Raw genomic sequence first — 11,564 nt, forward strand, 5'->3', positions numbered from 1 at the left:
AGAACAAGGATTATGATGAGACCAATTAAAAGCATATATAAAAGTCTGCATGAAGATACAGGCTGAGGTACTTGTTTTCTGCCAGATTGTTGAATAAGGATCGTCTTTAAAGAGGTTATTGTTGTCTTCATATCGAAATAAAGATAAGCAGAAGTTTTTTTGATGGGAGGTTCATTTCATGCATATCACAACAGAAAGGTTATTGATACGTGAATTTGAATTCAAAGATTGGCAAGCTGTATATGAGTATACATCAGATATTAATGTGATGAAGTATATACCGGAAGGCGTTTTTACTGAAGAAGATGCAAAGGCATTTGTAAATAAAAACAAAGGGAATAACGCTGAAAAATTCCCTGTCATACTAATGGATGAAGATTTACTTATAGGCCATATTGTTTTTCATAAGTATTTTGGTGAACATACATATGAGATCGGGTGGGTGTTTCATCCTAAATATCAAAATAAAGGGTATGCTTCTGAAGCAGCACAAGCGATCTTGAAATATGGATTTAAAGAAATGAACTTACATAGGATTATAGCTACATGTCAACCTGAGAATATTCCATCATACCGAGTTATGGAGAAGATTGGAATGAGAAGAGAAGGCTTCTTTAAAAAATGTATTCCCAAAGGCAATGAATGGTGGGATGAATATTATTACGCTATTTTAAAGGAAGAGTGGAATTGAACGATGCCTGAATTGGGGATACAACAAAATATCACCGACGACCTAGAACATAGCAGCTAAGCGAAGGTGATATATCAAGCGATATGCTAGCATCATATGGCTGCAGCAAGCTTTGTAGATATTCAGTTTTAAGGGTGAGCCTTCCCTTTTCATTCTCATCAGTAAGGAAAACCGCATACGATCATGAATGTCCACCATAAGCTCATAAGGCTTTGCTGTGATGATTGTGCATGTGTCACCGATAATATTTCCTCATTTGTAACAAAAACAGTTACATGTTGATGATGAAACATCATCTCTTATTTAAAAGAGATGAGTTAAGACGTCTTTAAGAGACTTGCTGGCCAATTCGTTCTCCATCGCCTGCTGAACGCTGTGAAACGTTTGGTCAAGCGTTGTTTGAATTTGTCTTCCAACCGGACAGTTTGGATTCGGCTTGTCATGAATCGCAAACAATTCCTCTTGCGGCTGAACCGCGCGGTAAATATCCAGCAGAGATATATCTTCAGGATCTCGTTTCAGGGTTGCCCCGGCCACTCCCGGCCGCGACGTCAAAATACCGCCTTTTTTGAGCTGGCTGATCATGCGCCTGATCACAACCGGGTTCGTATTGACGCTCCCGGCGATCATTTCCGAAGATTCCCGCGGGTTTGCGGCGATTAAAGATAAAATATGAATGGCCACTGAAAGACGGGTGTTCACCATAAGTTTTCACCACCGATGTAATTATTATAGTTACAGGATAAGTTTTTTGTCAACTCTTATCATATCCTTAATGATCGTAAGAATAAATAAAATTTTTTTCAACCCGCCCTCATGTCTCACTTTGGAACTTTTTCACAGGGTCTTTCGTATTGATTGATGAAAGGAGTGTTTTTCAATGAAAGAGATAGCAGAAGGAAAAGCAGCTTTGGATGTCCGGCTTGAGCCGAATGAAGAAATCAGATCTATTATTCTTTGCGCGTATAACGCGAGACTGTCTGCACGTTACACTCCTTACAGAGGCGTGCTTGCGGCCACTGACAGGCGGCTCATGTTTTATTCTTCTCTGTTTGGCGCCCCTTTTCACCTTGACATCCGCTATGATACCATCTCCTCGTTCCGCCGCGAAAAAGGGCTGATAACAGGAGGCGATCACCTCGTCGTGATGAACAACGGGGATCGGGAAGCATTTCAATATTTTAGCGGCTGCGATCCTTTGGAAACATTCATCGAATCCGTTCGAAAGCTAAGGAAACTGCCTGAAGACATCATGCATGTCTGAAAATCGCCGGCTCCGGGATGTGCCCGCAGCCGGCATACTCAATTATTAATCTCGTACTTCTCCCCATATCTCAGCACTTTATAAATTGCCATTCCATCAGAAAGATGATTTTCGGAATATCTCACGGGAATCAAAGCAAAAAATACATAATAGGTTGAAAAATAAACAAACTGGTAGAAAAAAATATTTTCGGGTATGATGTCTTTGATAATCAGCAGATTGACAATAAAAATAGACGCTAAATTAAACAGCGATCCGCCGGCATAAATCATCGCATTCGTAAAACGGTTATCGTATTTCAGATCCCCGTATTTGCAAAAGGAATCCATAAAGTAAACACTTCTGATTTGCACGGGGCCGAATTTCAGCAATTTTTTGCCCATCCCGATTTCAAGCGAAGATTTTCCGCCGAACAACACCGCCATGACGCTGTGGCCCAAGACATGAAGCACCGACACGGCGGGAAAAACGATCAAGAACCACCAGAAGAATTTGACAATATCCTGCATTCCGAACATTCAATCATCCTTTCTGTTTCAGCCCATGTTTTTTAAAAAATTTCCGCTTTTCCCCCGTATCAAACCTGTCAATATGCAAATCAATCCGGTCTCCGAAGCATGAAAAAACCGCCCATCTTTTCAATGGACGGCTTTCTCCAAAGCAGTCAATTATCCTCCTATATAGGACATTTCAACCTTTTTCCGCGGAGCCGCTTTTGCAAGAGCGCGGTCGAGCGAATACTGGTCATCGCGATTCCGCCAGACGGTGCCGATCGCCTTTGCCAGCTCCTGGTCGGTCTGCCCGCTTCTGATCAGGGTTCTTAAATCAAACCCGCTCGATGCGAAAAGACATGTGAAAAGCTCGCCTTTCGCCGATAGTCTTGCTCTGTTGCACGTGCTGCAAAAAGCATCTGATACAGAAGAGATAAAACCGATTTCTCCTGAACCGTCCAGGTATCCGTACCGTTTGGCGACTTCTCCTTTGTAGTTCGGGTCGATCGGTTCAACCGGCATGTCTTCATTGATGATCCGGATGATATCCGCTTTTGTCACCACTGACTGACGGTTCCATTCATTTGTGTTCCCGACATCCATAAACTCAATAAACCGCAAAATATGGCCTTTTTCTTTAAAATAGCGGGCCATCGGCAAAATATCCTTTTCATTGACCCCTTTTTGGACGACCATGTTGATCTTGACGCCGAGTCCGGCCTCTTTCGCCGCTTCAATTCCGGCCAGCACCTTGCTGACGGAGACGCCTCTGCCGTTGATCGCTTTGAAACGCTCGTCATCCAGGGAATCCAGGCTGACCGTGACCCGTTTCAGCCCCGCTTTTTTCAGCTTGTCAGCGTAAACCGGCAGCAGAACGCCGTTCGTCGTCATCGCAATATCGCGAATCCCTTTGATCTCCGCAAGCTTCCCGACTAATTCCGGCATATCTTTTCTCATCAGCGGCTCGCCGCCGGTGAGGCGGATTTTTTCCACCCCGAACTGATGAACAAACAGCTTGGCCAATCGTTCAAGCTCTTCAAAGGACAACAGTTCGCCTTTTGGCAAAAACGGATAATCCTGTCCAAAGATTTCGGCAGGCATGCAATACGTACATCTTAAGTTGCAGCGGTCGGTGACAGAAATTCTTAAATCCCGAAGCGGCCGGCTTTTCTGATCCAAAACTTGTTCACTGTTGGTGTTCACGCCTGTTGCCTCCTTTATGTTAACTGAATTCGCTCGTGATGCGTATATACATTGAATGACCGGTTTCTCGCAAAACCAATCGTCATGATATTCAGCTCCTCCGCCATTTGAATGGCCAGCTCGGTCGGCGCCGACTTGGAAATGACCGCGGAAACCCCGATTTTTGCGGCTTTGAGCAGCACTTCCGAAGAAATTCTGCCGCTGAACACGATCAGCTTGTCGCGCACAGGAATCTGGTGAAGCAGACAATATCCGTACAATTTATCAAGCGCATTATGTCTTCCGATATCAGACCTGACTGCAATCAGATTGTCAGTGCTGCACAAAGCGGCATTATGAACGCCCCCCGTATGGCGAAAAAGCTTGCTGCTTTTCTGCATGTCGTGCATCAGCGCCAAACAGTTCTCAGGCGTAATGGTCACGCCGTCAATCGCCGTTTTTGCGGTTTTGACGTCCTGCTGGAAATAAAAATGCCGCCCTTTTCCGCAGCAGGAGCCGATCACCCGCTTCGTGTAATCCTTCAGCACCAGCTTTTTTGAGCTGACAAGATCGACATATACGAATCCGAGACTTTCATCTATTGTAAACCTTTTAATCTCATTTTTAAATCGGATCACACCTTCAGATGCGAGAAATCCGATCACCAGTTCTTCCAGGCTGTCCGGCGAACAAACAAGCGTGACAAATTCCTCACCGTTCACCATGACAGTCAGGGGGAATTCCGTTGCCATCTGATCTTCTTGCTGTGTCATCTCTCCATTATCATAACGGAAAATGTTTCGGCTTGTTGTGATGTTTTTCCCCATGAATAAACCCCGCCCCTTTGTTTCTTATCATATCTATTACTATACTCGTCTATCATGCCGTTTCACAACCGTCAGGTCAAATTTGGAAGCTTCATCTTGTTGATAGCTTGAAAACATGATATTATTTTTTAAAAGTTCAAAAAATATACACTTTTCAAACAGACTGCCTTTCTTCGCAGCAACCCCGGAAACCGCTTTCAAATAATCGCTCCCCGGCAGCCTTCTGTCTTTATGACAAGCCTTTCTTTTCCACAGGAGGTTCTCGAATGAAAAAAGTGAAAAACAGGTGGCTCATCGCTTTATGTGCTGTAGGCATTCATTTGTCTATCGGGTCTGTATACGCATGGAGCGTCTTTACAAACCCGCTCGCTGAAACCTTCGGCTGGAGCCTCAGCCAGATCAGCCTGACGTTCAGCATCGCTATTTTATTTCTCGGTCTTTCAGCTGCATTTTTGGGCCACTTCGTCGAAAAGCACGGACCCAAAAAAGCAGGCATGCTCGCCGCTCTTTTCTTCGGAGCTGGCGTGACGTTTTCCGGCTTCGCCGTTCAGATCGGCTCCCTTCCCCTGCTTTATTTGTTTTACGGCGTCTTCGGAGGAATCGGACTTGGCGTCGGCTATATTACGCCCGTATCTTCGCTTGTTAAATGGTTTCCTGACCGCCGCGGCTTGGCTACAGGGCTTGCCATTATGGGATTCGGATTTGCGGCCTTGATCAGCAGCCCGATCATGCAGAAGCTGATCTCAGCGGTCGGTATAGCCAATACCTTTTTTATTCTCGGCATCTGCTACTTTCTTGTGATGATGCTGTCTTCGCTTTACCTCGCTCCGCCGGAAGACGGCTGGAAGCCTGAAGGATTTTCAACCGGAAAAAACGGAAAGGCGCAAAGCGCCGATATTTCCCAGCTGACGGCAAATGAAGCCATTAAAACGAAACGCTTTTATTATTTATGGCTGATGCTTTTTATTAATGTTACGTGCGGAATCGCCATCATATCCATCGCTTCACCGCTGGCGCAGGAAAGTGCGGGCATGTCCGCCGCCGCTGCTGCCGCTCTCGTCGGCGTTTTGGGCGCATTTAACGGTTTAGGGCGGATCGGCTGGGCCTCTGCATCTGATTACATCGGCCGGCCGAATACGTATACCGTCTTTTTCGCTGTACAGCTGATCGCCTTTCCGCTTTTGCCGTTTATTTCCGACAAGGCCGTCTTCTCTGTTTTAATGGCATTGATCTATACGTGCTATGGAGGAGGATTTGCCGCAATTCCGGCTTATATCGGGGATTTGTTCGGAACAAAGCAGCTCGGTGCAATCCACGGATACATTTTAACGGCATGGGCGGCGGCAGGACTTGCGGGCCCGATGTTCTCTTCTTGGGTGCGTGATGCAACAGGAAGCTACAGCCAGAGCCTGACGGTTTTCGCAGCACTGTTCGCCATCGGCCTGTTCATTTCGATCTTCATTAGAACCGACATTAAACAGTTGCGGAAAAAAGCGGCGGTTCATGTCTCAAACTCGATAAAAGGATGATCCGGCAGTATCCGCTGGAAAGGAGAGAATGGAATGGGAAAAACAAAGCATCAAGGTCCGATGAAGCTGAATAAAAAGCCCGCGCCAAAACTGTGGGCGTCTTGGGCGCCGATGGGACTCGGAAAGGTAAAACCAAAGCATATCAGAGATACGATGAAAACAGCATGGGACAATAAAGACAACCTTTCGTACGCCTACAGAATTTTGACGCAAGGCGTGTGCGACGGCTGTGCGCTTGGTGTATCCGGACTCCGTGATCAGACGCTCACAGGGCCTCATCTCTGCACGACGCGGCTGAACGTCCTCCGCTTAAATACGATGCCTGCGATCGAGGACAAATGGCTGTCCGCCGACATTGAACAGCTGAGAAAGCTGGACAGCACCGAGCTTAGAAAGCTCGGACGCATCCCTTATCCGCTGTCGAGAAAAAAAGGAGAACGGTCGTTCTCGAGAATTTCATGGGATGAAGCGCTCAGCCGAATCGCGGACAAAATCAAATCGATTGATAAACGACAGCTCGCCTTTTATTTAACAGCCAGGGGTATTACGAATGAGGTATACTATACGGCCGCAAAAGCGGCTCGGTTTATCGGCACAAACAACATTGACAACGCCTCGCGGATCTGCCACTCGCCAAGCAAAACGGCTTTAAAAAGGTCCCTTGGCATCGGCGCCTCAAGCTGCAGCTACCGAGACTGGATCGGGACGGATGTCCTCGTCTTCTGGGGATCTGTCGCCGCCAATAACCAGCCGGTGTCAACAAAATACATGTATGCCGCCAAAAAAGCGGGAACAAAAATCATTATGATCAACCCGTACCTGGAACCTTCGATGGAGAAATACTGGATTCCATCGATACCTGAGAGCGCCCTTTTCGGCACCAAAATCACTGATGACATATACCAAGTCAATATCGGCGGCGACATTGCCTTTATGAACGGGGTAATGAAGCACTGGTTTGAGATGGAACGGGAGGCTCCCGGTTCAAGCATTGACCGCGCTTTTATCGAAGCACACACAAACGGGTTCAATGAGCTTAAACAGCATATCGAAAAACAAAATTGGAAGACGCTTGAAGAGTCATCCGGCATATCGAAAGATAGAATGAAAGAATTCGCCGTCTTGCTGGCCCGGGCGAAAACCGGCGTTTTCATTTGGAGCATGGGACTCACACAGCACCGTTTTGCGACCGACAACATTTCACAGGTGGCAAATCTCGCCCTATTACAAGGATTCATCGGCAAAAAGCATTGCGGTGTCATGCCGATCAGAGGGCACAGCGGTGTGCAGGGCTCTGGAGAAATGGGTGCCGATCCTTTCGTCCTGCCAGGCGGTGATTTTGACGAAGAAAATGCCGCACGGATCGAGAAGGTTTGGGGCTTCCGTATACCGACTTGGCAAGGCGATACGATCGGCCAGACGATCGAAAACATGCTGCTGCCGAGCGAAAACGAAAGAAAAGTAAAAGTGTTTTATACAAGCGGAGGCAACTTTTTGGAGACGATGCCGAACCCCGATTTTATCAAAAAAGCATTACAGGAAGTTGAGGTGAGAGTCCATCAGGACATCATCTTCAATACTTCTACCCTTGTCGATTCCAAAGAAGAAGTTATCATTCTCCCCGCAATGACAAGATATGAACAGCCTGGCGGAGGAACCTCAACAAGTACGGAACGGATGGTATATTTCAGCCCTGAAATTAAAGGACCGCGCATCGGAGAAGCCCGTTCTGAATGGGAAATTTATATGGATCTTGCCAAACGGGTTCGGCCCGAAGACAAAGAACTGATCCATTTTGACGACGCTGCGGAAATCCGTGAAGAAATCGCTGCTGCCAACCGGAATTATGAAGGGATTCAGCATTTGAAAAAACGCGGAGATGTCTTTCAATGGGGCGGCGCCTGGCTTTGTGAAGGCGGGATGTGTCCGACGGCAGACGGCAGGGGTAACCTGATCCCCGTCGATCTTCCTGAAAACAGACAAACTGAAGGACGCTTCCTCGTGACGACAAGACGGGGAAAACAGTTCAATTCGATGATTTATAGTGAAAAAGATCCTTTCAACGCGGCAGATCGCCGGGATGTCATGATCAATCCAAAAGATGCCGAGGAGCTTTATATTCAAGATGGAGAAGCGATCGTTTTATTCAACCGCTACGGAACTTTCCAAGGCCGGGCAAAATATGCCGGCGTACAACGCGGAAACACGGCTGTCTACTGGCCGGAAGGAAATGTCCTGATCCCTAAAGGCGTATACGAAAACTATGCCCGTATTCCGGAATACAACACGGCGGTCATGATTGAAAAGGCGGAGATTTTCCATTCAAGAAAAGATCCGCGCTATGCAGAAAAACGAATCGAAGAACTCGAAATGTCGACAGATTAGCTTAACAGAAGGTCGGGACGGCGCTGCTGCCGTCCCGCTCTCGTATGGAGTTACTGAGACAGTTTTACGCCTTCTTCTTTCCATACCTTTTTAAAATCAGAAGCTGAGTCGGCTTCAATCAATTTTCCGCCGCCAGCAGCAGCTACTTTTTTAAGCTTTGCTTTTTCTTTCACGGTTTTCACATCAAGTCCAACGATGTTGACGATCGTTTTAATGTTGGATTTGCGCAGATCTTTCGCTGCCTGAACAGGGTCTCCTCCGCATGTTTCTTCACCGTCTGTTACGATGTAAACATAATTCTTACCATCTTTATCGGCAAGATCTTCTTTTACATCATAAAGAGATTTTGCAATCGGAGACCAGCCTGTAGGCTTGATTCCGCTTAAAGCGTTTTCGAATGAGTTGGAAGAAAACGGCTGCAGATCATAGACGGTTTCCGTCGTACCGCAAGATAGTTCTTTTCCGGAGTTTTTATTGTTGCCTTTATGTCCGAACACATTCAGCATCACATTCGCATCGCTTGAAAGCAGGTCAGCAAAGTCGGTTACGGATTCTTTGGCAATATCAAATTTTCTTTCTCCTTCAACCTTTTGTGCCATGCTGCCGCTTGCGTCAAGCACAACTGCAACATTGACATCTTTTTTGCTGTTGTCCGCATTTCCGTCTTCAGCCGCGAAAGCAGCAGCCGGAGCCAATGACAAAAGCATGGTGAACGTTGTTAACAGAGTAAACCTCTTTTTCACCTTTCTCACTTTCCTTTCCGCACTTTTTTTCGGACCGATCTTCCGCATGAGATCTAGTCCACCAACATCGTAAAAGAAGGCTTGATAGAAATAAATAGGCCGGATCTCCTTTTCAAATTCACAAATTCTTCATAATCCTTACGATAATCGACCGACACTTTCACTTAAGTCCTACCAAAAAAGTCCGCTAAAAGACCGTCTTCGTCCCAATAAAACAACAGTTACGACAAATTACCCCTCCAAAGGATTCAGCGGGGTTCAACGTTCTGAAACAATAACTTAATATTTGTAAAGTGTTTTGCTTGACTTTTGACAATCTTTTCATCAAAAAAGGAAAGCTGCGGAAACATGTCCACAGCTTTTTTCCAGTTTATTTAGAAAGCTCGATTGCTTCCTGAGTGAAAATTCTTTTGATGTCATTTTTGGTTTTTGCTTGGAAATATTCACCGCCGCCGGCTGCTGCGATGCTTGTCAATTGTCCGTGAAAATCTCCTTCATAATCAAAGCCGATCACGTTGACAACCGCATTAGATTTGCGCAGTTCTGTTGCAACTTTTACCGGATTGCCTCCGCATGTTTCCTCACCGTCTGTCAGCAGGTAGACGACGTTTTTCCCGTTGTTGTTCAGCTGATCAAGCGCGTTTTTGGCATCTTGCAGCGCGTTTGCGATCGGTGTCCACCCAGTCGGTCCGATGCCGTTTAATGAATTGCGGAAGCTTTGCTCGTCATACGTTTGGAATCCGTACACTCCTCTGATTGCATTGCAGGATTGTACTTTTCCGGAGTTTTTATTGTTTCCCTCTGAACCGAAAACCCTCATGAGCACGTTTGCATTTTCAAGCTTAGAACCAAAGCTGAACGCCTCATTTTTGGCAAGCTCGTATTTTGAGACTCCGCCGATCTTTTTAGCCATGCTGCCGCTTGCATCAAGCATAATCGCGATGTTAGGCGAATCTTCGGCAACTGTTACCTCCTGTTTTTTCTCAGCTGCGAAAGCAGGCGAACCAAGGCTAAGAACCATAGCGGTCAAAATCCCTAATGTCAGCTTCTTCTTCATTTCTCCCTTTCCCCTTTCTGAAATAAAGTCGTTAACACATTAATATCGTAGAAGAACACCAGGGAGAAATAAATAGGGCATGTCTCCTTTTCCTCGTTATTCATTTCAGCATACAACAAGCGGATATAATAGACTTTATAGCCTGTTAACCCTTATATTGACAAGACATTCACGGCCTTTTGACGCTGTTCAGCAAGCCCTCCGGCACATGATTCTTGAAATATTTGTATAATATTTTGGCGTGCAACAACTTCATGAGAATGCCAAATTTTGATGACATTTAAAAAGACGCCGCCAATAAGGCAGACGTCTCTTTTTTATTTTTTCGCCATGTATTTATTTAAAAATTCATCTGCATTGGATACGGCTGTTCCTTTGTAATAATACTTGACGATGTCTTCTGCTTTCTTGCCGTCTTTCGCCATATAATGCGCACCGTATTGGCTCATTCCCACTCCATGTCCAAATCCCCTTGTCGTGACTGTAATCTGATTCCCGTCGCGTTTCCAATCAAAGTCTGCCGATTTGAGGCCGAGCTTTTCGCGAATATCTCTTCCCTCAAGCTTCTTTCCATTGATGACGGCAGTCGCTACGCGTTTTCCCGGCGTTCTTTCGGTGATCTCTCCGATGCTGTTTGAACCGGGCAGCTTGACACCGAGCTTTTGTTCAAATTCAGCGACAGTAAACGTTTTATGGTTCAGGAATTTCGGCGATTTTGTGTCCCAGGAGCTTTTCACGCTTTGCAGGTACGGAATATCACTTGTCCAATAAGCTCCGGCATTCTCGGTGTACCCGTTGCTCGTCGAGAAGAACGAAGCATCAATAGGCTTATGCTCATAGGTTAAAATTTTGCCTTGCGTACTGGCTACAGCTTCGGTCACCTTTTTGATTTTCCAATCGTAATCCTTCTTCCACAGCCTGCGGAGCTCCTCTTTGTTTTTATACACCTGGAACATCTGCGTATCATCGACCAGCGAGCCTTTCGGCGACTGTACAGCTTGCTCTGACACCATTTGCCTCACAATGTATGTGCGGGCTGCCAGCGCTTGTGCTTTTAAAGCTTCGATATCAAAATCTGCCGGCATTTCCGAGGCAACGACACCGATGACATACTCTTCAAGCGGAATGTCTTCAACTTTCCGGTCAGCCGTTCTGTAGACCGGAATTGAAACGGGAGACTCTTTTAAGGTGACTTTCTTTTTTTCCTCGTGTTGCTGAGCGTGTTTCTCTGTTTTAATTGCCCCCGGTCCCCCGTGAAAAGGGAGGACAAGCAGTGTTGGTATGAGTAAAATCAGCGTGCAGATTCCTGCTAGTACAATTATGAGCTGTTTCAAATCAGTGCCCCCATTTCTGTTTTGTCTCTTTCATTTTATGGGCGGGGACAAGCTAATATGA

At 46.0% G+C, this 11,564-nt stretch carries 11 protein-coding genes and 1 pseudogene; 4 read left to right on the forward strand and 8 right to left on the reverse strand.

Annotated elements, in window-relative coordinates; translation table 11 throughout:
• Positions 1–178: 178 nt before the first annotated feature.
• Positions 179–691 carry a GNAT family protein gene (locus tag MHI30_RS19490; protein WP_020453241.1) on the forward strand — a complete coding sequence of 171 codons (513 nt, stop codon included), beginning with the start codon at positions 179–181 and terminating at the stop codon, positions 689–691.
• A gap of 88 nt (positions 692–779) precedes the next feature.
• On the opposite strand, the pseudogene MHI30_RS19495 reads toward MHI30_RS19490, so the two are convergent.
• Positions 780–925 (reverse strand): annotated as a pseudogene (locus tag MHI30_RS19495) (SOS response-associated peptidase family protein); the annotation flags it as partial.
• 69 nt (positions 926–994) lie between these two features.
• Entirely contained in the window at positions 995–1,396 is a 402-nt protein-coding gene (locus tag MHI30_RS19500; RefSeq protein ID WP_020453242.1) for an Rrf2 family transcriptional regulator, read from the reverse strand.
• 175 nt (positions 1,397–1,571) lie between these two features.
• Between MHI30_RS19500 and MHI30_RS19505 the strand changes: the two genes are divergently transcribed.
• Entirely contained in the window at positions 1,572–1,955 is a 384-nt protein-coding gene (locus MHI30_RS19505) for a PH domain-containing protein (protein ID WP_234025515.1), read from the forward strand.
• A 38-nt stretch (positions 1,956–1,993) separates the two neighbouring features.
• Here the strand turns inward: MHI30_RS19505 and MHI30_RS19510 are convergent, their stop codons facing one another.
• From MHI30_RS19510 to fdhD, 3 genes are all read right to left on the reverse strand, one after another.
• Positions 1,994–2,473: a hypothetical protein gene (locus MHI30_RS19510; protein WP_075751565.1), complete on the reverse strand. Its 480-nt coding sequence runs from the start codon at positions 2,471–2,473 to the stop codon at positions 1,994–1,996.
• 150 nt (positions 2,474–2,623) lie between these two features.
• On the reverse strand, positions 2,624–3,649 hold the full coding sequence (gene moaA, locus MHI30_RS19515) for a GTP 3',8-cyclase MoaA (RefSeq protein ID WP_218640662.1): 1,026 nt from the start codon (positions 3,647–3,649) through the stop codon (positions 2,624–2,626).
• Positions 3,650–3,663: 14 nt separating this feature from the next.
• Positions 3,664–4,455: a formate dehydrogenase accessory sulfurtransferase FdhD gene (gene fdhD, locus MHI30_RS19520; RefSeq protein ID WP_075751566.1), complete on the reverse strand. Its 792-nt coding sequence runs from the start codon at positions 4,453–4,455 to the stop codon at positions 3,664–3,666.
• Between the two features lie 266 nt (positions 4,456–4,721).
• Here fdhD and MHI30_RS19525 point away from each other — a divergent pair, with 266 nt between their 5' ends.
• Together MHI30_RS19525 and MHI30_RS19530 are read left to right on the forward strand one after the other, a co-directional pair.
• Positions 4,722–5,984: an OFA family MFS transporter gene (locus MHI30_RS19525; RefSeq protein WP_065644477.1), complete on the forward strand. Its 1,263-nt coding sequence runs from the start codon at positions 4,722–4,724 to the stop codon at positions 5,982–5,984.
• A gap of 33 nt (positions 5,985–6,017) precedes the next feature.
• Positions 6,018–8,369 (forward strand): FdhF/YdeP family oxidoreductase, encoded by a 2,352-nt coding sequence (locus MHI30_RS19530; RefSeq protein WP_075751567.1) that lies wholly within the window; start codon positions 6,018–6,020, stop codon positions 8,367–8,369.
• 50 nt (positions 8,370–8,419) lie between these two features.
• Here MHI30_RS19530 and MHI30_RS19535 read toward each other — a convergent pair whose 3' ends face one another.
• From MHI30_RS19535 to spoIID, 3 genes are all read right to left on the reverse strand, one after another.
• Positions 8,420–9,076 (reverse strand): VWA domain-containing protein, encoded by a 657-nt coding sequence (locus MHI30_RS19535; RefSeq protein WP_043054609.1) that lies wholly within the window; start codon positions 9,074–9,076, stop codon positions 8,420–8,422.
• A gap of 406 nt (positions 9,077–9,482) precedes the next feature.
• The gene (locus MHI30_RS19540) at positions 9,483–10,169 is read right to left on the reverse strand and encodes a VWA domain-containing protein (RefSeq protein ID WP_020453250.1); all 687 of its coding nucleotides are present in this window, start codon (positions 10,167–10,169) and stop codon (positions 9,483–9,485) included.
• 317 nt (positions 10,170–10,486) lie between these two features.
• Positions 10,487–11,503: a stage II sporulation protein D gene (gene spoIID / locus MHI30_RS19545; RefSeq protein WP_003185995.1), complete on the reverse strand. Its 1,017-nt coding sequence runs from the start codon at positions 11,501–11,503 to the stop codon at positions 10,487–10,489.
• Positions 11,504–11,564 lie beyond the last annotated feature (61 nt).

It is taken from the genome of Bacillus sp. FSL L8-0528, from assembly GCF_038593085.1.
Taxonomy (GTDB): domain Bacteria; phylum Bacillota; class Bacilli; order Bacillales; family Bacillaceae; genus Bacillus; species Bacillus paralicheniformis.

What these genes read in the sequence shown, in the direction of transcription:
- MHI30_RS19500 (WP_020453242.1), bottom strand. Translation starts at nt 1,396, where the DNA reads ATGGTGAACACCCGTCTTTCAGTGGCCATTCATATTTTATCTTTAATC.
- MHI30_RS19530 (WP_075751567.1), top strand. Translation starts at nt 6,018, where the DNA reads ATGGGAAAAACAAAGCATCAAGGTCCGATGAAGCTGAATAAAAAGCCC.
- MHI30_RS19505 (WP_234025515.1), top strand. Translation starts at nt 1,572, where the DNA reads ATGAAAGAGATAGCAGAAGGAAAAGCAGCTTTGGATGTCCGGCTTGAG.
- fdhD (WP_075751566.1), bottom strand. Translation starts at nt 4,455, where the DNA reads ATGGGGAAAAACATCACAACAAGCCGAAACATTTTCCGTTATGATAAT.
- MHI30_RS19540 (WP_020453250.1), bottom strand. Translation starts at nt 10,169, where the DNA reads ATGAAGAAGAAGCTGACATTAGGGATTTTGACCGCTATGGTTCTTAGC.
- MHI30_RS19510 (WP_075751565.1), bottom strand. Translation starts at nt 2,473, where the DNA reads ATGTTCGGAATGCAGGATATTGTCAAATTCTTCTGGTGGTTCTTGATC.
- MHI30_RS19525 (WP_065644477.1), top strand. Translation starts at nt 4,722, where the DNA reads ATGAAAAAAGTGAAAAACAGGTGGCTCATCGCTTTATGTGCTGTAGGC.
- MHI30_RS19535 (WP_043054609.1), bottom strand. Translation starts at nt 9,076, where the DNA reads ATGCTTTTGTCATTGGCTCCGGCTGCTGCTTTCGCGGCTGAAGACGGA.
- MHI30_RS19490 (WP_020453241.1), top strand. Translation starts at nt 179, where the DNA reads ATGCATATCACAACAGAAAGGTTATTGATACGTGAATTTGAATTCAAA.